This window comes from Corynebacterium parakroppenstedtii, from assembly GCF_019754935.1.
GTDB lineage: Bacteria > Actinomycetota > Actinomycetes > Mycobacteriales > Mycobacteriaceae > Corynebacterium > Corynebacterium parakroppenstedtii.
The window spans coordinates 155,359-180,810 of sequence record NZ_JAGSOA010000001.1; the positions used below are offsets into that span (position 1 = coordinate 155,359).

The 25,452-nt window shown below is 56.8% G+C and carries 22 protein-coding genes; 1 reads left to right on the top strand and 21 read right to left on the bottom strand.

The features are described from left to right. Positions 1–21: 21 nt before the first annotated feature. From ribD to pyrR, 17 genes are all read right to left on the bottom strand, one after another. On the bottom strand, positions 22–1,065 hold the full coding sequence (gene ribD / locus KCQ76_RS00655; protein ID WP_046202412.1) for a bifunctional diaminohydroxyphosphoribosylaminopyrimidine deaminase/5-amino-6-(5-phosphoribosylamino)uracil reductase RibD: 1,044 nt from the start codon (positions 1,063–1,065) through the stop codon (positions 22–24). 29 nt (positions 1,066–1,094) lie between these two features. Then, on the bottom strand, positions 1,095–1,874 hold the full coding sequence (gene rpe / locus KCQ76_RS00660) for a ribulose-phosphate 3-epimerase (RefSeq protein ID WP_046202286.1): 780 nt from the start codon (positions 1,872–1,874) through the stop codon (positions 1,095–1,097). Between the two features lie 9 nt (positions 1,875–1,883). Continuing rightward, complete coding sequence (locus KCQ76_RS00665; RefSeq protein WP_046202285.1) at positions 1,884–3,458, bottom strand: RsmB/NOP family class I SAM-dependent RNA methyltransferase; 1,575 nt, start codon at positions 3,456–3,458, stop codon at positions 1,884–1,886. Then, positions 3,455–4,492 carry a methionyl-tRNA formyltransferase gene (fmt, locus tag KCQ76_RS00670; RefSeq protein WP_046202284.1) on the bottom strand — a complete coding sequence of 346 codons (1,038 nt, stop codon included), beginning with the start codon at positions 4,490–4,492 and terminating at the stop codon, positions 3,455–3,457. Before fmt ends, KCQ76_RS00665 begins: the two co-directional genes overlap by 4 nt. Next, positions 4,492–5,028 carry a peptide deformylase gene (def, locus tag KCQ76_RS00675; protein WP_046202283.1) on the bottom strand — a complete coding sequence of 179 codons (537 nt, stop codon included), beginning with the start codon at positions 5,026–5,028 and terminating at the stop codon, positions 4,492–4,494. Before def ends, fmt begins: the two co-directional genes overlap by 1 nt. 135 nt (positions 5,029–5,163) lie before the next feature. Then, positions 5,164–7,275, bottom strand: coding sequence for a primosomal protein N' (locus KCQ76_RS00680; protein ID WP_082089841.1), 2,112 nt, complete (start codon positions 7,273–7,275; stop codon positions 5,164–5,166). 80 nt (positions 7,276–7,355) lie between these two features. Continuing rightward, the gene (metK, locus tag KCQ76_RS00685) at positions 7,356–8,558 is read right to left on the bottom strand and encodes a methionine adenosyltransferase (protein ID WP_046202282.1); all 1,203 of its coding nucleotides are present in this window, start codon (positions 8,556–8,558) and stop codon (positions 7,356–7,358) included. Positions 8,559–8,670: 112 nt separating this feature from the next. Next, on the bottom strand, positions 8,671–9,957 hold the full coding sequence (gene coaBC / locus KCQ76_RS00690) for a bifunctional phosphopantothenoylcysteine decarboxylase/phosphopantothenate--cysteine ligase CoaBC (protein ID WP_082089840.1): 1,287 nt from the start codon (positions 9,955–9,957) through the stop codon (positions 8,671–8,673). Between the two features lie 163 nt (positions 9,958–10,120). Then, entirely contained in the window at positions 10,121–10,408 is a 288-nt protein-coding gene (rpoZ, locus tag KCQ76_RS00695; RefSeq protein WP_012731626.1) for a DNA-directed RNA polymerase subunit omega, read from the bottom strand. Further along, entirely contained in the window at positions 10,405–10,980 is a 576-nt protein-coding gene (gmk, locus tag KCQ76_RS00700; RefSeq protein WP_046202280.1) for a guanylate kinase, read from the bottom strand. The genes rpoZ and gmk overlap by 4 nt, the downstream gene beginning before the upstream one ends. A 3-nt stretch (positions 10,981–10,983) precedes the next feature. Beyond that, positions 10,984–11,310, bottom strand: coding sequence for an integration host factor, actinobacterial type (gene mihF / locus KCQ76_RS00705; protein ID WP_012731628.1), 327 nt, complete (start codon positions 11,308–11,310; stop codon positions 10,984–10,986). A 205-nt stretch (positions 11,311–11,515) separates the two neighbouring features. Then, positions 11,516–12,529, bottom strand: a complete 1,014-nt coding sequence (gene pyrF / locus KCQ76_RS00710; protein ID WP_082089839.1) for an orotidine-5'-phosphate decarboxylase — start codon at positions 12,527–12,529, stop codon at positions 11,516–11,518. Between the two features lie 54 nt (positions 12,530–12,583). Then, complete coding sequence (carB, locus tag KCQ76_RS00715; RefSeq protein ID WP_046202279.1) at positions 12,584–16,057, bottom strand: carbamoyl-phosphate synthase large subunit; 3,474 nt, start codon at positions 16,055–16,057, stop codon at positions 12,584–12,586. Beyond that, a complete protein-coding gene (carA, locus tag KCQ76_RS00720) occupies positions 16,058–17,218 on the bottom strand; it encodes a glutamine-hydrolyzing carbamoyl-phosphate synthase small subunit (RefSeq protein WP_102215118.1) in 1,161 nt (386 codons plus the stop codon). A gap of 86 nt (positions 17,219–17,304) precedes the next feature. After that, positions 17,305–18,669, bottom strand: a complete 1,365-nt coding sequence (locus tag KCQ76_RS00725; protein ID WP_221914772.1) for a dihydroorotase — start codon at positions 18,667–18,669, stop codon at positions 17,305–17,307. Position 18,670: 1 nt separating this feature from the next. Beyond that, on the bottom strand, positions 18,671–19,627 hold the full coding sequence (locus tag KCQ76_RS00730; RefSeq protein ID WP_046202276.1) for an aspartate carbamoyltransferase catalytic subunit: 957 nt from the start codon (positions 19,625–19,627) through the stop codon (positions 18,671–18,673). Continuing rightward, a complete protein-coding gene (pyrR, locus tag KCQ76_RS00735; protein WP_046202275.1) occupies positions 19,624–20,277 on the bottom strand; it encodes a bifunctional pyr operon transcriptional regulator/uracil phosphoribosyltransferase PyrR in 654 nt (217 codons plus the stop codon). Before pyrR ends, KCQ76_RS00730 begins: the two co-directional genes overlap by 4 nt. A 407-nt stretch (positions 20,278–20,684) precedes the next feature. Between pyrR and KCQ76_RS10695 the strand changes: the two genes are divergently transcribed. Further along, positions 20,685–21,860 carry a phosphatase PAP2 family protein gene (locus KCQ76_RS10695; RefSeq protein WP_046202409.1) on the top strand — a complete coding sequence of 392 codons (1,176 nt, stop codon included), beginning with the start codon at positions 20,685–20,687 and terminating at the stop codon, positions 21,858–21,860. Positions 21,861–22,592: 732 nt separating this feature from the next. Here KCQ76_RS10695 and nusB read toward each other — a convergent pair. From nusB to aroQ, 4 genes are all read right to left on the bottom strand, one after another. Next, complete coding sequence (gene nusB, locus KCQ76_RS00745) at positions 22,593–23,168, bottom strand: transcription antitermination factor NusB (protein WP_046202408.1); 576 nt, start codon at positions 23,166–23,168, stop codon at positions 22,593–22,595. A gap of 11 nt (positions 23,169–23,179) precedes the next feature. Next, entirely contained in the window at positions 23,180–23,743 is a 564-nt protein-coding gene (gene efp, locus KCQ76_RS00750) for an elongation factor P (protein ID WP_012731637.1), read from the bottom strand. 147 nt (positions 23,744–23,890) lie between these two features. Continuing rightward, on the bottom strand, positions 23,891–24,952 hold the full coding sequence (locus KCQ76_RS00755) for a M24 family metallopeptidase (RefSeq protein ID WP_046202274.1): 1,062 nt from the start codon (positions 24,950–24,952) through the stop codon (positions 23,891–23,893). A 39-nt stretch (positions 24,953–24,991) separates the two neighbouring features. Continuing rightward, positions 24,992–25,429, bottom strand: coding sequence for a type II 3-dehydroquinate dehydratase (gene aroQ, locus KCQ76_RS00760; RefSeq protein WP_046202407.1), 438 nt, complete (start codon positions 25,427–25,429; stop codon positions 24,992–24,994). Positions 25,430–25,452 lie beyond the last annotated feature (23 nt).

Below are 25,452 nucleotides of genomic sequence, written 5' to 3' on the forward strand. Positions count from 1 at the left end.
GCGATTCCGCCTGCCGGTCATTCACTCTGACGACGGCTCAGCCTGTCGGTGAGCGTCGACGAGGAGATCAGGACCGAGCTGCGTGATGTGTTCAATGGTGAAGTCACGTCTGTCGGTGAGCGTTGATACGTGAGGAATCTGAATCGCGGGCAGTCCGGAACCAAGAATGCTCGGCGCGACATACCAGTGAATGTGGTCTACAACCCCCTGCTCGAGCGCAGCGGAGGCCAACGTCGGCCCGCCTTCAATGAGGAGATCGACGTACCCCTGCTGGGTTAGCTCCTGAATGACTTGGGATAGATCGTGGGTATCAAAGTGCCGCGACCGTGCGTACGCGAATATCTTCGCTTCCTTTGGAACCGGTCGAGAACCAATGATCACGTGATCCGGCTGATGTGCATAGAGAGTCCCGTCCGGTTTCCGAGCCGTCAGACGCGGGTTATCGGCTATCACGGTCCCCGTTCCGACGATCAGCGCATCGCGGGTAGCGCGGTCGCGATGAACATAGTTTCGAGCGTCAGCAGAGGTGATCCATTGTGATGTTCCATCAGGCGCGGCGACTCGGCCATCCAAGGTGGCAGCAACTTTTAGAGTGACCATTGCCCGGTCAGTATCAACCCGATGCAGCCAGGAACGTAGCGCGCCGCGACGCACCTCATCAGCACGAATGCCACCAATGACAGTGAGACCCGCCTCGGCTAATACCTCATGCCCGCCATGAGCGATCGGGGTCGGGTCTGACACCGCATACACGACGGTAGATATCCCCGCGGCAAGGAGCACGTCAGTACAGGGGCCAGTCCGGCCGGTGTGAGCACACGGTTCCAGGGTGACGACGGCTGTAGCACCGGCTGCCGCATCGCCGGCATCGCGGACCGCCATGACCTCCGCATGCGGACCACCCGCCGGTTGTGTGTGTCCTTGGCCAACAATTCGCCCGTCGGCATCAATAATGACTGCTCCTACCGGCGGATTTGGGCTGGTCGTTCCCTTGGCTTCCCACCCGAGCTCGACAGCCCGATCCATGGCGTGCTCGATAACGCTCACCGGATGTCGGCCGATCATCTCACCGCGGGATAGCGTCGACTCGTGCATTAGTCTTGAAGCCCGCCGGAATTTTGAGTTCCATGGCCCGCCGACGAATACCCCGCCCGCGCATTCTCACGAAGTTCATCAATGGCAGCGTTGGGGGAATCGGCTTTATACACCGCCGATCCAGCCACGAAAACATCAACACCGGCTTCGGCGGCGCTAGCAATAGTGTCGGCGGAAATTCCACCGTCTATTTCGATGAGACAGCGACCGTCCGGACTATCGTCGCTCGTTTCCTTCCCCCATATCTGATCTGCGCGTTCACGCAGGGCGCGTACTTTGTCGAGAACCTCGGGCATAAATTTTTGGCCGCCGAACCCGGGCTCCACCGACATGACGAGAATCATGTCGAACTCCTCGAGGTGCGCGAGAACCTCGTCAACTGGTGTTTTCGGCTTAATACTGATCCCGGCGCGAGTACCTGCCGCCCGCAATGTTCGTGCCAGCGCGATAGCGGCGTCGATATTATCGACCGCTTCGACGTGGAAAGTGACGGAATAGAAATCGGCGTAGTCGGGAGCCCATCGTTCGGGATCGTCAATCATCAGATGGCAATCCAGAGGGAGTTGAGTTTCCCGCGCAACGGCCTGTGCAATGGGCAATCCGAAACTGAGATTCGGCACGAAATGACCATCCATCACATCGACATGGATCCAGTCAGCGTGGGAAACCGCGTCAAGGTCCCGTGCGAGGTGGGCGAAGTCTGCTGAAAGGATCGATGGGGCGATAAGTGGGGTGGCCTGTGTGGATACCCCAGCGGATGGTTCCAGTCGTGATGTCATGGCAACATGTTACCGCTCTGGCGTCGCACTCCGGCGGAAAATTTGAACGAACATCGCGTCCGTTCCGTGGCGGTGAGGCCACATTTGGACAGCATTCTCGCCAGCGCGGCAGTGTTGCATTCCGCACATATAGTCGACGGTATCCAAAGGTTGAAGTGGGCAATTCTTTTCTGCCCAGTCCACAATCTTGACGGTCTCTTCGAGGTGAGGCGAGCACGTTGAGTACACCACTATTCCACCGGGTCGAGTAAGTTCAGCCCCCGCAGCTAGCAGCTCTCGTTGCAACGAAACGAGCCCGGGGACGTCGTCCGGGGACTTTCGCCAACGCGCTTCGGGCCGACGTCGGAGCGCCCCGAGTCCTGTACATGGAGCATCAACCAGCGTGCGATCATAATGCGCGTCGAGGCCAGACTGTCGCCCATCAACTGTATGGACTGTCACGGGAAGACCAGAGGTTGTTTTTTCGACCAACCGCGCCCGGTGAGGAACAGGTTCGACCGCATCAACGTGGGCACCATCAATGCGCGCAAGGCAAGCCATCAATGCAGTTTTTCCGCCCGGACCTGCGCAAAGATCAAGCCACTGACCTGTCTCCTCTCCTTCAAGAGGTGCCTCGGCGGCAGCACGGGCGATCAGCTGGGACCCCTCATCCTGCACCGCAGCCATGCCCTCACGAACAGCGGGGATGGCGCCGGGATCGCCCTCCTCGAGAACCACGCCGTAGGGCGAATATGACGTCTGCTCACCACCTGTGACGAGGGCCAACTCTTCAGCAGTGATCTCGCCGGGACGGGCGACGAGGTGGACACGCGGCCGTGCATCGTCGGCAATTAACGCGTCTGATAATTCGGAAATGGCGTAGTCACCCAGCGAATCGCGGAATACTTTGACGATCCACTCGGGGTGAGCTGTTGCCAGCGCCATGCGTTCAAACGGATCCGCATTTTTAGTGAGGTGATCTATCCATTCCGGTTCTGTTCGCTGCGCGACGGAGTGGAGAACAGCATTAACGAATCCCTTAGCTTTCGGTTTATCGACTTCCTGGCATAAATCCACCGACGTATTGACTGCAGCGTGGTTGCCGACGCGCATACGCAAAAGCTGGTACGTGCCCAGGCGGAGCACCGCAATGACGGCGGGATCGATGGCCTCAAGGGGGCGGCTCGAACACTCACCGATCACTGCATCCACGAGCCCTTGAGCTCGCAGTGACCCGTAACCCAACTCGGTAGTGAATGCAGCATCCCGGCCCGACAGGCCGTATTCCTTCATCAGCGACGGAAGAATAATGTTGCCGAAAGCGTTTTCGGTGTCGACACGGAAGAGTGCTTGCCACGCCACATAGCGTGGTACATCTCGATGATGCTCACGCGCAGGTTTTCTGTTTGGCTTATTCCCACCTGACGAAGCACGTTGATTCTGGTGGCGCTTGTTATTGTCGTTGCGCTGGCGGTTTCGCCGTTGCTGTTGCCCTTGCCTATCCGAGTGCGACGCTCCCCTATCCGACGGTGTCTGCTTCGCCCCCTTGGCATCAGACTCGAGGTGACGCGCTGATTCACTGCGCGAACGAAATCCTCCACTCATTGAAAACGCGTCCCTTCATGCGGTGTGTCATCGTACGATTCAGCTCGTTCTGCTGGATTGCTCTGAGCTGAATTATTCTGAGCCGACTTATCTTTGTCGAGGCCATTGGCAAGGTGCGCGCCTCTCACCCACGCTCCGGCCTCCATCATCTTTTTACCTGGCGCCTGGACAGAGCCGAGTTGCACAGGATAATCCGCGGTTCCCACCCACACGCGGTTCTTTTTCCACGCAATCTCTCCGGGCGCTAAAGACAGCGACTTTTCGATAGGGTCCCGTGGATCGGTAGTAGGTCGTACGGCTCCGACGCGGATTCGGTCGTCCCCAAGCAGTGTCCATGCTCCGGGATCAGGTGTGACCGCACGGATTACCTGGTCGACCGTCAATGCTGGCTTATTCCAGTCGATGCGCGTGTCCTCAGTGGAAATCTTCTTGGCATAGGTCGCACCGTCGTCACTTTGCGGTGTCGGTGTTGCCGATCCATTCTCGATAGCGTCCAGAGTGTCGACGAGAACCTGGGCACCCTGATTGGTCAGCCGTTCCATGAGTGAACCGGCAGTGTCATCGTCACGGATGTCGGCGGGTGCCGACGCAAATATGTCGCCCGTGTCCAGCCCTTCCTCAATGCGGAAGACGGTCACGCCTGTTTCCTTGTCCCCCGCTTCAATGGCGCGCTGCACAGGAGCTGCACCTCGCCAACGAGGTAACAGCGAAAAGTGCAGGTTGACCCATCCCCACCGAGGTAGCGTGAGTACGTTTGGAGGCACTAAAGCACCATAAGCGACGACGGGTATGCAGTCCGGCTTGTATTCCGCGAGGGAATCAATAACCGACGCGTCTTTTAACGTGGAAGTCTTAATGACAGGGATGTCGTGCGCTTCGGCGAGCTCAGCAACAGGGCTGGGATAGAGCCGACGGCCACGACCCCGAGGAGCATCGGGACGCGTTAAGACGGCAACGACGTCGTGATGTGAATCAAGCAGTGCTTGTAAAGCAGTCGTTGCCGGCGTCGGGGTTCCTGCAAAAACAACGCGCATTAGTTCTTCACTCCATCTTTGTCGCGGTATGCTAGCTCAGGGTGTGCGAACCATTCGGCGGTACGGATTTGCGCCATCGTCTCTTTACGAATCTCTGGCTCCAGCCTGCGCATGTACATCACCCCGTCGAGGTGATCGGTTTCATGCTGGATGCAGCGTGCCAGAATACCGTCGGCCGAAAATGACACGGGGTCCCCGTCGACAGTCTGCCCGGTGACGGAAACGTTCATCCATCGTCGAGTATCGGCGTGGATCGATGGAACAGAAAGACAGCCCTCCGGCCCATATTGGGTTTCATCGCCCTCGTGTTCCCACACCGGATTAACGATGTGACCGCGCCTGCCCCCACAGTTATAGACGAAGACCCGCCGCAAAACCCCTACCTGATTCGCGGCAAGACCGGCACCACGGTAGTGATCCATGGTTTCCATCATGTCGTCGACGAGGATCCGCAATGGCTCGTCAAAGTCGGTGACCGGTTCTGCCGGTGTTGTCAATACGGGGTCTCCAAAAATTCGGATACGACGAAGACTCATAACGACGCAACACTCCCAACGGCGGCGATTAACGATAATTAACGACGCGATGAACGACTATGCGGTGAAGATGGCTCACAACAGTAAGCATGTGTGAATGATGCCACTCACCAGCGACACAAACGCGGTCATAGTTTAGCCGATGTGAATGGGGTCCACGATCACCCGAATGGCTAAGTCCACCTTATTCACGGCGGCTTTAATTCGTGCAGCACGCAACGCTGAACCCAAGGCTAGCGGTCCATGGCTCATATTCGCTCGAATGAGAAGCCGAAGACAGTCTTGGGCTGGTGTGTTAGCGGGAGGATCTATTCCCGGTGGCAACGGAACCGGCCCGAGAAACTGGGAATCTCGGGGGACATCAATAAGACGCCTGAATTGCGAAATATCGTGCTCTGTTCCATCGATGGCCGCCATATGCACGGCAGGCGAAAACCCAGCTTCCCGTCGGTGCTCCAGCTCGACAGCGGCAGCACCGACGGGGTCCCACCGGATCAATGACTGAACCACCGTCGTCTGCGCATCAGCAACCACAACGACTTCTCCCCCGTCGTTATGCGACTCGACCAAGGACGCGACATCGAGCCAGGATGTGAGCGCTTCTTCATGAGCACGAACATCTTCACGCTTCAACTCCGACCACGTATCCAAAATGACGGCGGCCCCGAATTTCTTGTCCTCGGCGATAGGAGCAGAGCCTGGCGTAGCAATCACGAGGCTCGGTTCGTCCGGGATAGATGGGATGATTTTGTCGCCCGTACTGACGACGACGGGGATACCGGGGAATGAGCGCCCCAATTCTTCAGCGGTACGATCTGCCCCGACGACCACTGCGCGGATCCTCGTCGAACCGCAATTGTCACAGCGAAAAGACGGATCAGGCCGCCCGCACCAGCGACACGTTGGATAGCCCGCATCCGATGCTTGTTCACCAGCAGGAGACACAGCAGTTCCTTGTGCTGTCTGGCCTGGCAGACCTAGTGGCCCGTTACAGTACCGGCACCGCGCTGGCTCGCCGCAGCGTTGGCATGCCAGAGTCGGAACATAGCCTTTTCGAGGCACATGGATGAGCGCGGAACGGCCGCGGCGATGGCTGGACCGTATCGCCTCAAAGGCAACATGCGGAATTCGGGCACGTTTCGCCGCCGGGTCTTTTGCCAGCTCAAAGTCGGTGTCGCCGATGGCTCGAATACGGGGCATGGCGGCACGGATAGCCTCCCGTGACGACACTAAATTGTGCGCCCACCCGGATTCGACGAGGAGTTGGGCTTCCGCTGTTCGCCCGACGCTCCCCACTATCATCGCTGCTTTCTCAATACTCGCCCGTAGCGTCAAAACTTCACGGGCGTGGACGTAGGGGGCTCGCGGGTCGACGAGGTTGTCGTCGCCGTCGTCGAGAATAACGATGAGGGACAGATCTTTGACGGGAGCGAACGCGGCTCCTCGTGTGCCGACCACCACCCGATTGACCCCGTGAAGGATGTCGATAAATCGACGGTAACGGGCGTGGCGGCCCAGGCTCGCGGTTAATTGTGTCCACTGGCGGGAACTGAGCACCTCTTTGAGAACATGAGAGAGGCGGTTAATGGTTCGCTGATCAGGAACGATGATGAGAACTCCGCCCCCACCGCGAGCGGTTTGTGCTGCCAGTTGAGCAATGCGCATGGGCCACTCGTCCCCCGGCGCGATCTGCCATACTGCTCGGGGAGCTTCGCCGCGCAGCACGGCCTTCACGAAGGATGGCCCGAATCGATAGCGTGACCAGGTCTCATCGAGGGCCGCATTGTCTGCGGCGTTGCCGGCGTCGGTGTTGCCGTTATCGGAGTCAGCGGCAGACCCCCATGGATCATCCCCGTGCTCTATAGCTTCGAGAGCTGCTTTTTCTGCAGTGGCATGACGGGGAGGAATGGCAGACCGAATAATGTCCGACCGCAATCCGCCGTACCGCTGCGCCAACGTATAAACCAGAGTCCAGAATGTTTCAGGCGCAACGACTTCCCGGCTAATAACCCGATCGATCCACGAGAGACGACCGGCGTGGTCGGACTCATCCTCGCGAGATAACACCAGCGCATCCGTGAGCCGACCTGAAAAGTGGACTCGCACCATGACCCCAGGTTTGACGTCCTCATCCACGGCTGCATCAACAAGGTAGTCGAATTCGCGGTCGAGGTGCGCCACCTTGAGAAGCGGAAGCACCCGAGCCACGGGGCGCTCGGGTGCAGGAGTATGGGGCGAAATAGACACGGCTACATCCTAATGGAGTCGGCCACTACCCCACTTCGCACTAAATGGGATTAGCCCAGCCCATCTATTTAGCGTGCTACTTAGCGTGAAATAGCAGCTTTGAGGTCGTCCACCCTATCCAACCGCTCCCACGGCAGGTCGACGTCCGTTCGGCCAAAGTGGCCATATGCGGCAGTTTGCGCATAAATCGGCCGCTTGAGGTCCAATTCGCGGATAATCGCCGCTGGCCGGAGGTCAAACACTTTTTGTACGGCTTCCTGGATTGCTGATATCGGCTCTTTTTCTGTGCCAAAGGTCTCAACATACAAGCCCACCGGATTTGCGCGCCCAATCGCGTAGGCGACCTGCACCTCACACCGATCCGCTAACCCAGCGGCAACAATATTCTTCGCGACCCACCGCATCGCGTACGCAGCCGAGCGGTCAACCTTGCTCGGGTCTTTGCCGGAGAACGCTCCGCCACCATGACGGGCCATACCACCGTAGGTATCGACGATAATCTTGCGGCCAGTGAGGCCGGCGTCGCCCATGGGTCCACCGACGACGAAGGAACCGGATGGATTAATCAACACGGTGAGTTCATCGTCGACAAGGTTCTCCACCCCGGCGTCCTTGATGACTGGAGTGATGACATTTGTGCGCAACTGTTCTTCCAGCCATTGCCGAGAAACGCCCGGATCGTGCTGCGTGGAAATAACGATGGTGTCAATGCGAATCGGGTTATTGTCATCGTCGTACGCGAGCGTGACCTGCGTTTTTCCGTCCGGACGAAGATGCGGAACGATATCGCCTTTGCGCACCGCCGTGAGACGCCGCGCGAGGCGATGCGCAAGGGCGATCGGCAGCGGCATATACTCGGGGGTTTCGTTGGTGGCGTATCCGAACATGAGGCCCTGGTCGCCAGCGCCCGCACGGTCATCGTCCTCAACCTCTGCCCCGTCGCGCGCTTCAAGTGCGGTATCGACACCTGCGCCGATCTCTAGCGACTGTTCACCAATGGAGACGGATACACCACACGTTGCCCCGTCGAAACCCATATCGGAGGATAAAAAGCCGATGTTCCGGAGTGTTTGCCGGACCAGGCTTGGAATTTCTACGTATCCGCGGCACCGAACTTCACCGACGACATGTACTTGTCCTGTCGTCACGACGGTTTCTACAGCGACATGGCTATCGGGATCCACTGCGAGCATGGCGTCCAAAATCGAATCGGAGATTGCGTCGCAAATCTTATCTGGATGTCCCTCGGTGACAGACTCGCTGGTGAATAGTCGTTGAGTCACGGTTCCTTCTTCCTTGATGAGGTGGCGATACAACGTATTTTATTAGATGTTTTGTTGGATACTGTGTTGGCTACCGATATAATAGACCAAGCTGTCTAGATCCGTATGTAGCTTAGCGCACGCGGCCCCCATAGTTCGCAACCGCATCCCACACTGAATCCGCTAAGCCAAACTTCGATGTCGACGGGATATCGGTGACCTCTCCGTCTCGTGACAAGACCCAGCCTCTGTTCGTATTACGCCCGAACACTTTCCCCTGGCCGACGTCATTACAGACCAATAATTCGCAGCCTTTATCCTTCAGCTTTAACTGAGCGTGCTCTAACGGGGTGTGGTTCGGGTCTCCCGTCTCTGCAGCAAAACCAACAATGATGGTCGGTGTAGCACTGGTCGAAGTCGAGCTTCCGCCCTGCCCCGCATGGTCGTCTCCGGTGGTCCTCTCTTGCCGACGAGATACAACGCTCTTGAGGATGTCCGGGTTCTCCATCATCGACAATGTTGTGAGGGAAGTCGCCTCCGCGCTCGCGGATTTCTTCATCTTCCAACCCTTTTCTTCGGCTGGGCGGTAATCCGCAACAGCTGCAGCGCACACGACAATATCCGCGTCCTTATCGCGCTTCTCAACCTCCCGGTACATATCCCGGGCCGATTCCACGCGAACGACCTCAGACCCAAGCGGAGTAGGAAGCTCGTGGGTAGCACCCGCAATCACAGTCACCTCGGCACCACGAGCTGCGGCAACCTCGGCAAGAGCAAACCCCTGTTTTCCAGACGACCGATTGCCGACGAAGCGCACAGGGTCTAAATTCTCGTGCGTTCCTCCTGCGGTGATGAGTACCCGACGTCCTTCTAAATCGCGAGGAAACTGACTCTGCCGTCGGGCTACGGACAACGCCAAGTTGACCACCTGCTCAGGCTCAGCAAAGCGACCCGGACCAGAATCGGGCCCCGTTAAACGCCCATGGGCAGGACCGACAACGGTGACGCCCCTCTGGCGAAGGGTAGCGACATTGGCCTGTGTCGCCGGGTGAGTCCACATCTCGGTATGCATTGCGGGGAAAACAATGACGGGGCACCTCGCCATTAATGCGGAGGCCGTGAGGAGATCGTCGGCCCGGCCATGAGCTAAGCGAGCGATTACATCGGCCGTTGCCGGAGCAACAACGAATAACTCGGCGGTATGCCCAATACTGACGTGCCGGACCTCGGGGACTCCGTCGAAAACAGAGGTCGAGACAGAATTCCCAGAGAGCGCCTCCCACGTTGCACGCCCGATAAACTCCAGCGAGGTTGCCGTCGGAATAACCTGAACGTCGTGGCCTTGCTCTTTCAGTAGTCGGACGACGTGACAGGATTTAAAGGCGGCAATTCCACCCGAAACACCGAGAACGATCTTCACTGCTTCCTCAATTCAGCTGTCGCTATGCAAAAACCGCTGATCACACCGTGGGTGGCGTGATACAGCGGAATGCTAGGTCGATGATGAGATGAGTACGAGCGGAAACACGTGCGAGTACTGACTACCCGCCATTTGTATCCCGCTGGCCCTCACCGTAGAACTCTTAACCCTCGGTGTGGTCGAGGAGGCCGTCGTTAATCTCACGCAAAGCGATCGAAAGCGGCTTCTCACCAGGCTCGGGGGTGACAAGTGGGCCAACGAACTCAAAGACCGAGTCATCGACGCTCTTGAAGTAATCATTGATCTGGCGAGCTCGCTTAGCAGCAAAGATGACAAGGGCGTACTTTGACGACACCTTGCCTAGCAGCTCGTCAATCGGCGGGTTGGTAATACCTACCGGTGGGTCAAATACGTTGTCGTCATTGACAGAAGCCAAATTAGGTGTAGTCACGATGTCCTTTCGGCCGTGAGTAGTGCGGCAATAGCGCGAACAGCGTTGTCCACGGAGTCATTAACCACGATATGGTCGAACTCATCCTTGGCAGCCAGCTCTCTATGGGCAGTCTCGAGGCGACGTTCAATAACATCCGGCGGTTCAGTGCCCCGACCTGTCAAACGCTCGACGAGAGCCTCCCATGAAGGTGGCATGAGGAAAACGGTGTGAGCCTCCGGAAGAGTTTTCTTCACATTCCGAGCACCCTCTAGGTCTACCTCGATGAGGACTGGGCGGTTACTGTCGAGAGCGTCACGAACGGGGCCAGCCGGTGTGCCAGAACGCTGAAGACCACCATGGATTTCAGCCCACTCCAACATATCCCCGGCTTCAACATGGCGAGTGAATTCGTCGTTGGAGACGTACAAATAATCCACGCCATTTTCCTCGCCGGGGCGGGGGACCCGTGTCGTCATAGACACGCTGAAATACAAATCGGGCACCGTTTCACGCAGACGATGAACCACTGTGGACTTTCCTACTGCGCTGGGTCCCGCAAGAACCACAAGATTGCCACGATTTGTTGTCAAGGTTTATTTCTCCGGGTCGAAGCCAAAGCGCTCAAGCAGAGCACGACGCTGGCGCTCACCTAGGCCACGCAAACGACGTGTCGGGGCGATTTCCAGCTCTTTCATGATTTCCTGAGCCTTAACCTTACCCACCTTCGGCAACGCCTCGAGCAAAGCCGAAACCTTCATCTTGCCCAGGATTTCGTCCTCGTCGGCCTTCTTCAACACTGCCTGAAGGTCGGTCTCACCTTTCTTGAGCTTTTCCTTGAGCTCGGCACGTGCCTTGCGAGCTTGAGCAGCTTTCTCGAGTGCAGCAGCACGCTGTTCGGGCGTTAACTGGGGAAGGGCCACGGTTCCTCCGTAATGTCAATCGATGAATACTTCACTTACTGATGTTCGGGTTTCGGTGCGGGTCACAAGGTGACCGCGTAATTGTCTCCAGGTTCGTTGAAGCACCCGACCGACTTCGCAAATAGTGAGCCTGGCAAACAGCACCAAAGACTATAGACGCTGACCAGGTCAAAGTTAAGTCTGCCCCTGGTTGAGACAACGCGAGTCATTCTAACACCATACCGGGGCAGTCCTGGGCATTCGCCTCTACAGCCTTCTGCAAACTACCTATATCTGGGCCATGTTTCAATATTGCCCTCGATATATTGGGGAAAGCTAGGGGTTCGACGTGTGTCGTGAGGCGACGGACATCATCCGCACTCGCCCCTTGGGCCCCTACCCCAGGAAGGAGTACAGGGCCGTTGAGAGCAGACAGATCCGGGGCGTTGCGCACTGCCTCCGATCCCTCTGTAAGCAGCCCTAAGGTAGCCCCCACCACGACACCGACGTTTCCGAATCGGCTACCGGTTTTTCGACGGTAGACCTGGTTACGCGCAGCACATTCATCGACGATGTGTTGAGCGACGCTGTCACCGTCACCGGCATCGTGCGAATCGTCCTGACGCTGTCGGCTACGGGAGCGCCTAATCTGCGCCGATTGCAGGATCTCAGCCTCCGGATTCGAGGTCGCAGCCAAGACGTACACACCCTGTCCTTGACGCTCTGCAACGTCCAGCACAGGCTCAAGCGCGCCAAAACCGGTATAGGGGCTGGCGGTCACGGCGTCACATCTCAGCGGCGAGGTCTCCCCTAGCCAGGCATCGGCGTAGGCCGCCATCGTCGAACCAATATCGCCGCGTTTGGCGTCGGCAAGAACAAGTGTCCCCGCCTCGTGGAGGGCAGCGATAGCCTTCTCCAATACCGCGTAGCCTCGCGAACCGTACGATTCGAAGAAGGCCACTTGCGGCTTAACCAAAGCGACTGTCGTGCCGAAGGCTTCGACACATCGCATAGTGAAGCTTTCGAGCCCATCAACTGAGGCGGGAAGCCCCCACTGGGAAAGTAGACCCGGATGGGGATCGATGCCGACACATAACCGTGAACGATTCAGAGCGGCAGCAGCAAGGCGATCACCGAATGACACAGGCCCACCTAAGTCATGCTTAGGCACAGATTGCTCCCGACTTGTCGGTGTTGAATCGCCCGCCGAGGACGATGTCGACGGCTTCGGATCACACATATTTACCCTCTCTCACGAGCCTTCCTAACGAGCTTCGCTGACGGGTTGGACAACTCATGCATGAAGATCCTGGATTGCTGCGACCATCAGCGACGCATTCGGCCTACGATCATCCTCTTCAGCGCCGTCCTGCCCAGGCTGCGGATGGCCTTGACCAGCGCTCTCCTCGCCCTTCGAGGCGGTCTCAGAGATGCCGTGGATGGACTCGATAGCTTGGACTGCTGCGACTGCCGCCTGGACCGTTGTGATGCACGGAATCTCAGCGTTCAACGCTGCCGCGCGGATCTCGTAACCATCGTGGCGGGCGCCGGAACTCCCAGCTGGCGTGTTAATGATGAGATCAACCTGTTCGTCCAAAATAAGGTCGACGATGGACCGGCGGCCGTCCTTATCCCGATGAACGGTCCCCACCTCAACATGATCGACGCTGGGGTTGTCTTCGTGAACTTGCGATTGCTTCGCGACAACTTCACACGGGATTCCATTGCGGCGAAGCATCCCCGCAGTGCCTTCCGTCGCCAGAAGCGAAAATCCGAGCGTAGCTAAACGTTGGATGGGGAAAACCATGGTCCTTTTGTCGTGGTTAGCGACCGAGACAAACACCGTGCCTGACACGGGGAGGCGTCCGTAAGCCCCAGACTGGGATTTGGCGTAGGCCGCACCGAACGCGCGGTCAAGCCCCATGACTTCACCGGTCGACTTCATTTCCGGAGACAGGAGCGAATCCAACAGTGAACCATCCTGCCGACGGAACCTCCGGAACGGTAAGACCGCTTCCTTAACGGCGATCGGCGCGTCGAGAGGGAGTGAACCTCCGTCGTGGTCGGTGGGGATCATCCCTTCCATGCGCAGCTCCTGGAGCGTGGCACCCACCGATATGCGGGCGGCAGCTTTCGCCAACGGAACGCCGGTCGCCTTGGACACGAAGGGCACTGTTCGTGAGGCACGCGGATTCGCCTCGATGACATATAGGGTGTCATCTTTCAGGGCAAACTGGACGTTCATGAGTCCTCGCACGCCGATTTCACGAGCCAGCGATGCCGTGGACCGTCGAACAGTGTCGATATCCTCTGTGCCCAGGGTCATGGGCGGGATAGCGCAGGCTGAGTCACCCGAGTGAATACCGGCTTCCTCAATGTGCTCCATGACGCCAGCGAGATAAACCTCGTCACCATCGCATAAGGCGTCAACGTCGATCTCAATGGCATTGTCCAAGAACCGGTCAACGAGGACAGGATGATCGTGGGTAATCTCGGTCGCCCGGGAAATGTAGTCGGCGAGAGAGTCGTCATCATAGACAATTTCCATGCCCCGGCCACCCAACACATAGGACGGCCGGACCAGTACCGGATAGCCAATTGACGACGCTACCGCTTGCGCTTCCTCGAGGTTCTTTGCCGTTCCATAAGCCGGTGCCGGAAGTTCAGAGCGTTCGAGAACCCCTCCGAACTCGCCACGGTCTTCGGCCAGGTTGATGGCCTCTGGAGTTGTTCCGATAACCGGAACGCCGGCCTCTTTAAGCCGCTCAGCCAGGCCTAGCGGTGTCTGTCCGCCCAACTGGCAGATAACGCCTGCCACATTTCCGGACTCAGATTCGGCGTGGTAGACCTCCATGACATCTTCAAAGGTCAACGGCTCAAAGTAGAGGCGGTCAGCAGTGTCGTAGTCGGTCGAGACCGTTTCGGGGTTGCAATTAACCATGACCGTCTCATAGCCGATGCGTGAGAGTTCCAATGCTGCGTGAACACACGAATAGTCAAACTCAATCCCCTGGCCAATACGGTTGGGGCCAGACCCGAGAATGAGGATCTTTTCTTTCTCTCGCTGCGGAGTGACTTCACTTTCCGCAGCCGGATCAAGCTCATACGCGCTGTAGTGATAGGGAGTTTTTGCCTCAAACTCCGCCGCGCACGTATCCACTGTTTTGAATACCGGGCGGATACCGAGGGACCACCGCAGTGTGCGCACCCCATTTTCTCCGGCGAGTTCAGGCCTCACACTGGCGATTTGTACGTCAGAGAGTCCAAGGTACTTCGCCCTACGCAACAGCTCTTCGGTGAGGACCGGCGCAGCTTCTAACTCCTTACGGAACGCCACAAGTTGTTCGATTTCAGCAATAAACCAGGGGTCAATGCCGGAGGCTTCGTGAATCTCGTCGACGCTGGCACCCAGCCGAAGAGCAAGTTCAACGAGGTACAAGCGTCCTTCTTTAGGCACACGGAGCATATCGACGACGGCCGCTTTGTCCTTAGCCGATTCGCCGGCAAAGTGTTCGTCGGGGTATGTCCAGAAGCCGCTTTCTTTGTTCTCCAGGGAACGGAGAACCTTGTTCAGGCCGGCAATGTAATTGCGCCCCAATGCCATCGCTTCGCCCACCGACTTCATGGACGTGGTTAGGGTGTCGTCGGAACCTGGGAATTTTTCGAACGCAAAGCGAGGAGCCTTGACGACGACGTAGTCCAGCGTCGGCTCGAATGCCGCCGGGGTCACACCGGTGATGTCATTGCGGATTTCATCTAAGGTGTATCCAATTGCCAGCTTGGCCGCGATTTTCGCGATGGGGAAACCGGTTGCCTTCGATGCCAATGCCGATGAACGCGACACGCGTGGATTCATCTCGATGGTGACGATGCGGCCATTATTAGGGTTCACCGCGAATTGGATATTACATCCGCCAGTATCGACGCCGACCTCGCGCAGAATTGCGATGGCCTGGTCACGCATGACCTGAAATTCACGGTCGGTCAGGGTAAGTGCAGGCGCAACAGTTACAGAGTCCCCCGTATGAACGCCTACCGCATCCACGTTTTCGATTGAACATACGATGACGACGTTATCGTTGCCATCCCGCATGAGCTCGAGCTCATACTCTTTCCATCCCAGAATGGATTCTTCGATGAGCACATTGGCCTCGGGCGAGGCTGCTAACCCGCCGCCGGCAATGCGGTCGATGTCGTCGTACGTGTAGGCAAGGCCAGATCCCAGACCCCCCATAGTGAACGAGGGACGAACAACAACAGGAAGGCCGAGCTCAGCGACGGTTTCGTGAACCTCCTCCATGTTGTGGCACACCCGTGACCGAGCTGATTCGCCACCGATTTTTTCGACGATATCTTTAAACTTTTGCCGGTCCTCTCCCCTCTCAATAGCCTCAATATCAGCACCAATGAGTTCCACGTGGTGTTTGGCGAGGATCCCCCGACGGTCAAGCTGAATGGCGGCGTTGAGAGCCGTCTGCCCACCCAGTGTGGCGAGCACGGCATCAATGGGGTGTCCTTCGGCAGCTTCTTTCTCGAAGATCTTCTCGATGTATTCGGAATCGATCGGTTCAATATAGGTATGGTCCGCGAACTCAGGGTCGGTCATGATGGTCGCGGGATTGGAGTTAATTAAGGTGACGCGGAGTCCTTCTTGTTCGAGGACTCGACATGCCTGAGTTCCGGAGTAGTCAAATTCACATGCTTGGCCGATGACAATAGGGCCAGACCCGATGACCAGCACGTGGTTAAGGTTTGTACGGCGTGGCATTTACTTGGCCTTTCCTTCTTGCATAACGGTCACGAACTGGTCGAAAAGCGGATTCGCGTCATGGGGACCCGCAGCAGCCTCTGGGTGGTACTGCACAGAGAAAGCCCGACCATCATTGAGAGCGACCCCTTCCACCACGTTGTCGTTCGGGCAAATGTGGGTGACGTGGGCCGGTCCGAAGGGAGTATCAAAGCTGGCTGTCAACTCTTCGGTACTGAGTTTTTCCGACGCGTCATCAACATGCGGAGGAAGCAAGGCGAATCCGTGGTTTTGGGCGGTGATGGAGACGCGGCCCGTGGCGACGTCGACAACGGGGACGTTAATTCCGCGGTGACCAAATTTGAGTTTGTAGGTACCTAAACCTAATGCTCGACCAAAAATCTGGTTCCCGAAACAAATTCCGAAGAAGGGAATTTTCGCTGAAAGGACCTGGCGGACGATGTCGACCATGGTGTCGGCCGTCGACGGATCCCCCGGACCGTTCGAGATAAACACCCCGTCAGGGTTGTACTTCTGGATGTCGTCGAATGACGTATTCGCCGGGACAACGACTGTCTTAATGCCACGTCGCGAGAAGTTTCGCGGCGTATTGGTCTTAATTCCCATGTCATAGGCGACGACGGTCAGGGTATCTGACTGCGACGACGTCCCCTCAGGCTCAACGATATAAGGCTCGTGGGTACTCACTTCTTCGGCAAGGTCCTGGCCGGCCATGGACGGAATTTCGTTAACAATGGATAGGAGCTCGTCGACGGGTTTCGCGGCCTCATCGCCAGTAAAGATCCCAGCGTTGACCGACCCCTTGTCGCGCAGATGGCGAACCAATGCACGGGTGTCGACATTCTTAATGCCGATTATTCCCTGTGCCGCCATTTCGTCCTGGAGGGAACGCTTGCTCCGCCAGTTAGACGGGCGCGCGGAAAGGTCACGGATAATCAAACCGGATACCCAGATAGTGGATCCACGCGACTCATCGTCTTCGTCATTCCACCCGGTGTTTCCAATTTGTGGCGCGGTCGCGCACACTAACTGACGACGATACGACGGATCCGTCATCGTCTCCTGGTAGCCGGTCATCCCCGTGGTGAAGACGGCCTCGCCAAAGGCACGGCCTGTGGCCCCAAAGGATGTGCCGCGGAAAACGCGTCCATCAGCGAGAATGAGAACGGCGGGAAGACTCCCCGACTGAGCGTCGGCATGAGAGGAAGGAGAGCCGGTCGTGTGTAGCGATGTGGGCGATGTACTCACTAGTGAACCTTTCTATCCAAGGGCTGGGAGGCTTCACCGTCTAGACAGGTGATGTGCCCACGGAGAATCGTGGTGGTGACTTTGGCGCGGAATTCCATGCCCTCGTACGGAGTGTTATCGGCTTTGGAAGCGAGGTCCTTCCCGGTGGCTACCCACCGGTGATCGGGATCAATCGCGGTCAGGTTGGCTGGCTCGCCAACCGCGATAGGACGGCCCTGCCCCGGAAGCCGGACGATCTCCGCTGGGCGTTCGGACATCACCGTGGCGACAAAACGCCAATCTTCCAGTCCCGTTTCGACAAAGAGCTGGGAGATGATGCTCAGTGATGTTTCCAGCCCCAGCATTCCCGGACGGGCATGGTCGAACTCACAGCATTTCTCTTCGGATCCGTGCGGGGCGTGGTCAGTGGCGACACAATCGATGATGCCGTCACGCAGCGCATCACGAAGCGCGAGAACATCCCGCTCTTCGCGAAGAGGCGGGTTAACTTTGTTGACACCGTCATAGGTGCGAAGGCGCTCATCAGTAAGAATAAGGTGATGGGGCGTGACCTCGGCGGTGACAGGAAGTCCCTGTTCTTTGGCCCATTTCACCAAGGAGACCGTACCTTCGGTGGAGGCGTGACAAATATGGACGCGACCGCCATAGTCCCTGGTCATGATGGAATCGCGAGCGACAATTGATTCTTCAGCAACGCGTGGCCATCCGCGAAGCCCGAGTTCGGCGGCGACCGTTCCCTCATGGGCAACAGCGCCCTGTGTTAACCGTGCGTCCTCACAATGCTGGGCGAGTAAAACGTCGAGCCCCTTGGCATATTCCACAGCTCGACGCATCACCTCGGGGTCATTCACGCATGTTCCGTCGTCGGAGAACATCCGAACTTTAGCTTCTGAATCCCGCATCATGCCGAGTTCAGCAAGCTCTTTCCCTTCACGTTGTTTTGTGATGGCTCCGACGGGATGAACATCGCAGAGGCCGATATTTTGGCCCTTGTACCACACCGATTCGACGATGGATGGGTCGTCCATCACGGGTTTGGTATTCGGCATGGTGAAGACCGCGGTGAAACCGCCACGCGCTGCAGCTTGGGAGCCGGTTAACAACGTTTCGGTGTCTTCACGGCCCGGTTCGCGTAGGTGGACGTGGATGTCAACGAATCCTGGCAACAACACCTGACCGGACAGGTCCAGGACTCGAGCGTCCTCAGGTGCGTCGATTGTTGGGGCAATTTCCGCGATAACGCCGTCGGTAATCAGAACCGACGTGGGGTCGCCTTCACCGTACGGGCGCACTCCTGTGAGAAGGATCGAACCGCGTGCAGGTGGTGCCTGTGTGCCGGTTTCCGGCCACGACTGAGCACTCAATTTATGACTCCTTCTTTGTGTGAGATTGTCCGTGGGTACCGATGATGAGCGAGAACAAGACCGCCATGCGGACGTGGACGCCATTGTTGACCTGTTGCAAAACCGCAGTTCGGGGGGCATCCGCTACGGAGTAATTAATCTCCATGCCACGAAGCATGGGGCCTGGGTGCATGATGATGGCCTTATCTTTCATCTTGGCCTCACGCGCGGTGCTCATTCCGTATAACGTGGCGTATTCGCGGTGGCTGGGGAAGAACCCTCCGGCCATGCGTTCGGCTTGAACGCGCAGCATCATGACGGCATCGGCGTCGGCAAGCTCAGAATCCATGTCATAGGAAATCCGGACCGGCCACGTCTCTACCCCATACGGGAGCAGCGTCGGCGGGGCAACGTACACAACTTCCGCCCCCAGTTTTGTCAATAACTCGGCATTAGAACGCGCGACGCGCGAGTGGAGGATATCCCCCACGATCACGATTTTTCGCCCGTTGATTCCGCCGAGGCGTTGCCGAAGAGTAAGCGCGTCCAACAGCGCCTGCGTCGGGTGTTGATGGGCACCATCACCAGCGTTGATGACGCTGGGACCGTCGCCGTTGGGAGCCACCCAGTGCGCCAATTGCTGCGCCGCTCCGGAGCTGGGATGGCGAATGATGAGAGCGTCGGCACCAATCGCTGTGAGAGTTAAACCGGTGTCTTGGAGGGACTCCCCTTTTTTCACACTTGAGGATGATGCGCTGATGTTGATGACGTCGGCGCTCATCCACTTTCCTGCTGTTTCAAAGCTGGATCGTGTGCGGGTGGAGTTTTCGTAGAACACGGTGAAGATTGTGCGGCCTCGGAGGGTGGGCAGCTTCTTGAGCTCGCGTCCTTCGAGAGCTTCCTTAAAGTTCTGGGCTTCGTCTAAGAGGCCAGTGATTTCATCGGCAGAGAGATCCGCCATCGAGAGAAGGTGCTTCATGAGTTGCTCCCCTCATGAGTGGAGTTCTCCCCCGCGGTTTCGTCCGCCGACGACGATGAAGCGCCAGTAGTTGGCCGGCGCAGGACGACACCGTCATGGCCGTCGAGTTCTTCGAGGGAGACGATAACGTCTTCTGAACGGGATGTCGGAATATTTTTCCCGACGTAGTCCGCGCGGATGGGCAGTTCGCGGTGGCCTCGGTCCACCACGACAGCAAGTTGGACGATGCTGGCGCGCCCGATATCACGCAACGCATCTAGCGCCGATCGCACGCTTCGACCGGAGTACAGAACATCGTCGACAAGAATGACCGTCTTTCCGTCGATTCCGTCGTCGGGAATTGATGTGCGTTGGAGAGCTCGGTGGGGTTTATGACGAAGATCATCGCGGTAGAGGGTGATGTCCAATGCCCCCGTGTCTACCGTGACTCCCGCGAATTCGTGAATGAGGTGAGCTAATCGCTCGGCTAAGGGAAAGCCCCCACTGGGAATTCCCAACAGGACGACGCGCTTGGCGTCGTCGGCATCCAGTGCTGTTTTTTCGATTATCTGGTGCGCGATGCGTGCAACAGTACGGCCGACGTCGTCGGATGAGAGAATCTCTGTCTCCATCGCGTCAGTAGCCGGCGTAGACGTACGTGCTGTATTCATCGTGACCTCCTTCCCTGCCTCTCGGTGCAGTCCGTTAAAGGATGTCACTCCTAATGATGTGAAATTGTTGATATCGCTCAGGACTTTACCACGGCCATGAGACGATTGCAGGCTTTCTCAGCCCTCATTTGTGTGTATCGGTTCACGTGCTTTGACGCATATGAACAGTGTTTCTGGATTACGTCGAGTGAAGCCGAGTACCCTCAACACGTTATCTTTTGTCGGTCGACTCTGCTCAGCATTGTCACCTTTTGAAGAGTAAGGATGTCAGGACTATGGCAGAAGGAGAACGTCCCACCAGCGTTCCATCTGTGGAGCCCACACACGAAGCTGAGCTATCTCAATCTTCTCGGCCAGCGAAACAGAGTCCGAAAGAGTTTCGCCCCATCCTCCCACCGTTCAGGTACATGTCGACGAAACAGCTCACGTTTACCCGTCGACTTGCCGTCTCTGTGTGGGTACTTGGACTCATAGCGTGGATCACATTTCGAGGATGGCCTTTTGGCCGTTCAACGCTGTTTATTGTGTTAACTAGCGGGCTTGCCGCACTGTCGATCGGACGCCGCCACCTCTATCAATTGATCGTTGACTGGAGCCCGTTCTTCCTGTTTCTCGTTGCGTATGACAACACGAGAACGTGGTCTTTGCAGCTTGGACTGCCCGTTCATTGGCACTTAGCTCCGGATATCGATAAGGCAATGTTCGGCGCCGTCCCCACGGTCTGGTTGCAGGAGCAGATTCGCTTCGAGAACCCGCCATGGTGGGAACTTATCTTGGCCATTGTCTACATCTCTTACTTTGTGACGCCATATATTATGGCCTTCGGCGAATGGCTCCGGTCCCGCGCCGATTTCGCGCGCTTCGCTGCCGGCATGCTGACCGTGTCGTTTATTGGGCTTATCGGCTATGTATTCGTTCCTGCCGCGCCCCCCTGGGCTGCTGGTCGATGCGCACCCGCGGATGTTGCCGACGGGCCACGTAGCGTCCGATGCATGTTTGTCGACGATCACGCTGGTGAGGGTTCTATCCTCGGCCCTGTTCATGGAAAACACGATGATACTCATCCGTGGGTTGAGCGACTGAGTGCTCGCGGGTGGGAGAAGCTTAACCACCTCAGTTTCTCGGCGGCCGTAGCCCATGCTGAAGAGACCCCGAGCGATCGTGAGACCAAGACGGTCGCGGCCGATACGTCGGAGGGTGACTCACAGTCGTCGACCTCAGACGAATCTTCAGGGATTGGTGCGCTGATCGAACGCGGTCAAAAGGAATCGAACCTTGTCGCGGCTATCCCATCCCTCCATGCCGCGCTCACCATGTACTTGGCAACGTACATGTTTGCGCGACGACGTAAAAAACTTGGTGTTGTGTGCCTTATATATGCCTTCGCGATGGGCTTTACTCTGGTCTTTTTCGCTGAGCACTATGTGTTTGACATTTTGCTGGGCTGGGGCATCGCGATCGTTGTTCCGCTCGTCGGCGTCGCGCTCGAAAAATGGTGGACTCGGAATAATCTGAGTAGCCGGCTCCCATGGAATCGCGACGCATCGAATTCGAATCGCGAACTAGCCGAATCGCTGAGCTAATGTTCAAAGCTCTATCTAAGCCCCCTAGCGGGGCTTTTTTAGTGTGTTCTCGTATGAGTGCAAACGGAGCCACAGCCGGGGTGTCATCCGCCCCCTCCGACCCAAAGCGTCTGTCACGATCCGCATTTCTCTATCGACCCAGATAGAGCCCCTCCTGCGGCGCGACGCGCTGTAGGGCCGGGATCCACAATGGTGACACCACGTCTACCGCTCCTTTGGCCCCCTTGATGAGCATGGCCCGGAATAGTGGGTAAACGCTGACTGGCTGTGGCTCCGTCGGCATGACTAGGTTATACGAACGGCAGTGGTTTTCTACATCCAGTTTTACAATGTCTTTCAATAGACCTTTCTGTCTGTTATCAGATTAATCTGGCACCGATTGCACAACGATAAGTTATTCCTATTCCAGCCATACTAAAACTCCAGCTCTTAGCTGTTATCAATCCGTAACTTTTTTGTTACATTGCTAATCGTAGAAATGACCCTCAGGTCCCTTAACTGAAATTATGGCGCAAAAATTACCCTATTTCGGGGTTATTTAGGGTGGCATGAGGGCCGGGATAGACCATGCCGCTCACCCTTCGCCGTGACTCAATTACGCCCAACGCAACGTGGTAGCGGACCACCGCACCATAAGAAAAAGGCATAGAAAAACTCCGCCGGTGAGTACTGACGGAGCTATTCGACTATGACTATTTCAGGCGCAGAGACTTCCCTACCGCGCACCGAATGTCATGATTCGCCATTCGACTGCGAACGCTGCACTTCTCCAGCGATGTCATCCAGAACCGCGTTGACATACGCCGGGGCAACATCCGTCGAGTATTCGGAAGCCAGCTCGATCCCCTCAGAAACTGCGACCTTCGGAGGCACTTCCTCATTGTGAAGCAACTCCCACGTCGACACCCTCATGACGGCTCGGTCAACAGCAGGGATACGGTCCAAGCGCCACGTCGAGGACAAGTGAGAGGCAATCGCGGAATCTATGCCGTCCAGGTTTTCTGCGACGCCTGCAACGATCGTCGCCGTGTAGTCGGACACAGGTAAGACACCGGATTCCAGATCTTGAGACAATTCCCGTCGCTGCTCGACGACATACACAGGATCTTGATCCCTGAATTCTGCCTCGAACAAAATATCGACGGCCCGACGTCGGGCTTTATAGCGCGACCCATGCCTCTTGAATCCACTACGAGTGGATTTTGACCGCTCCTGGGCGGAGGACTGGTTCTGGTGGGTCTGTTCGCCCGACTCATTCTGTAAGGGCGTGTCCGCAGATGAGGGCGCTCCAACGTTGTCGTCTGCCACGTCCATGTTCCTTAGTTATTCACGCGTGAAAGGTAGGAGCCATCACGCGTATCGATTTTCAGGACATTGCCGGTCTCAATGAAGAGAGGAACCTGCACCTCTGCTCCAGTCTCGAGGGTCGCTGGCTTCGTGCCACCCGTCGAACGGTCACCCTGCAAACCGGGATCGGTGTGCTTGACCTTCAGTTCCACGGAAACCGGCAACTCGACGAACAGGGGCTGATCCTCATAGAAAGAGACCTGGACGGGCATGTTTTCCAATAAGAACCGAGCACCGTCACCCATCAGCTCCGGCGAAAGAGGAATCTGCTCGTAGTTCTTATCGTCCATGACCACGTAATCTGTGCCATCGTTGTAGAGGTACGTCATATCACGGCGGTCTACCGTCGCGGTCTCAACTTTGACACCAGCATTGAAAGTCTTATCGACGACTTTCCCGGATACAACGTCCTTGAGCTTGGTACGGACGAACGCTGGCCCTTTACCCGGCTTGACGTGCTGAAACTCCACAATCTGCTGAAGTTTGTTGTCAAGTTTCAGAACTAGCCCATTTTTGAAATCGGCAGTAGTTGCCACTGAAAACTCCTCATCCTTCAGGACACACCATGATCCTGAGATATCGATGTCACATAACCTTGGCACTTCGTGAGTGGATATCGACAATCCGGGTTGGCTTAGCCCATTCCACTACCGTGACGAAGACCTCGTACACGATCTACCCTACTAGACGACGGTCAGCGCCGGACTGCTGGTATTGAGTGGCCGCGAACCGTCCTCGGTGACCACCAACGTGTTTTCAATTCGTGCCCCTGACAGACCGGGTACGTAAATTCCGGGTTCGATGGTCAGGGTTTGGCCGACGTCAATGGTCTTTGATTTATCGGTACGTGAAGCAGAGTATGGCCTCTCATGGACGTCGAGTCCCACTCCATGACCGGTCGAGTGGACGAAATACTCGCCATAGCCTGCGTCGTCGATAATGTCGCGGCACACCTTATCGATAGCGAACAGACCTGCTCCGGGCCGTAGCGCCTCACAACCGGCAAGGAAAGCGCGGTAGACAGTGTCCGCAATCTCGCGCTGCTTCTCCGGGGGCTCCCCGACCGATACCAATCGAGTCTGATCAGAAGCGTATCCGTTGAGGTACACACCAAAGTCAATGGTGATGAGGCCCTTGGGGATCGGGTCAGTACTTGCACTGTGGTGCGGTTTTGCACCATTAACTCCCGACGCCACAATCGTCTCGAAGGAGATTCCATCTGCGCCGAATTTCCTCATGCGGTACTCAAGTTCGGCAGCCACGATGTTTTCGGGAACGCCTTCGCGGATGACTTCATCCTCAAGAAGCGACAACCATGCCTTATCGGCCACAGCCGCTGCAGCGTCAAGCGCGGCAATTTCTGATTCGTCTTTGGTCATTCTCAGATCCTCAATGAGGTCTTGAGTGACCGTGTAATCGCCTAAGCGCTGCGCTTCACCAAGGTTGAGGCTAGTTTCAACGCTGATTTTTCCATCAAATGCTCTACGAACAGCAGGAACTGTGTCACGTTCGATGAGAACTTCAATGCCGGGGGCTTCGTCGGCAACCTGAGTGGTGTATCGACCATCAGTGCCAAGGAGTTCCTCGCCATCAGTGGTCAGCAGGAGTGCTGCGTTTGATCCACTAAACCCCGTGAGATAACGAACATTTTTTAAATTAGTAACTAAAAGAGCAGGTACATCGGCCTTGTTAAGCAACTCTCGCGCCGCATCTCGGCGTTGAGCATAAAGTTTTTCACGATCCATCAATCAATACCTCCTGAGTAGTGAAGTATTAGCAAAGTTTTACTTGTCACCGCGCGCAAGGAAATCCAGGGCGTAGGCGTAGCCCTCAACTCCCAAACCCACAATAACCCCGCGGGCAATCGGGCTCAGATAGGAATGCCGTCGGAAATCCTCACGAGAATGCACATTTGAAATGTGGACTTCTATAAAGCCCGCACCGTCAGCGATCTCAGCCAACGCATCGCGGAGGGCCACCGATGTGTGCGTCCATCCCCCCGGATTAATAACGACGGCTTCGCCCTCATCGGCGGCACGATGAATACGATCGATCATGTCGCCCTCATGGTTCGACTGATAAAAGCTCACGCTAATACCGAAGGATTCAGCGCGTTCGCGGAGCATGTTTTGGACGTCTTCGAGCGTCGTGGACCCGTAAATATCCGGCTCCCGTTTACCCAGACGATCCAGGTTGGGGCCGTTGGCAACTAATACGCGCAAAGCTGGCTTGTTATCAGTAGTCA

Bases quoted from the DNA above. Each gene is read 5' to 3' on its own strand.
- ribD (WP_046202412.1), bottom strand. From the start codon at position 1,065: ATGATCGGCCGACATCCGGTGAGCGTTATCGAGCACGCCATGGATCGG.
- rpe (WP_046202286.1), bottom strand. From the start codon at position 1,874: ATGACATCACGACTGGAACCATCCGCTGGGGTATCCACACAGGCCACC.
- KCQ76_RS00665 (WP_046202285.1), bottom strand. From the start codon at position 3,458: ATGAGTGGAGGATTTCGTTCGCGCAGTGAATCAGCGCGTCACCTCGAG.
- fmt (WP_046202284.1), bottom strand. From the start codon at position 4,492: ATGCGCGTTGTTTTTGCAGGAACCCCGACGCCGGCAACGACTGCTTTA.
- def (WP_046202283.1), bottom strand. From the start codon at position 5,028: ATGAGTCTTCGTCGTATCCGAATTTTTGGAGACCCCGTATTGACAACA.
- pyrF (WP_082089839.1), bottom strand. From the start codon at position 12,529: ATGTGTGATCCGAAGCCGTCGACATCGTCCTCGGCGGGCGATTCAACA.
- carB (WP_046202279.1), bottom strand. From the start codon at position 16,057: ATGCCACGCCGTACAAACCTTAACCACGTGCTGGTCATCGGGTCTGGC.
- KCQ76_RS00730 (WP_046202276.1), bottom strand. From the start codon at position 19,627: ATGAAGCACCTTCTCTCGATGGCGGATCTCTCTGCCGATGAAATCACT.
- pyrR (WP_046202275.1), bottom strand. From the start codon at position 20,277: ATGAATACAGCACGTACGTCTACGCCGGCTACTGACGCGATGGAGACA.
- KCQ76_RS10695 (WP_046202409.1), top strand. From the start codon at position 20,685: ATGTCGACGAAACAGCTCACGTTTACCCGTCGACTTGCCGTCTCTGTG.
- KCQ76_RS00755 (WP_046202274.1), bottom strand. From the start codon at position 24,952: ATGGATCGTGAAAAACTTTATGCTCAACGCCGAGATGCGGCGCGAGAG.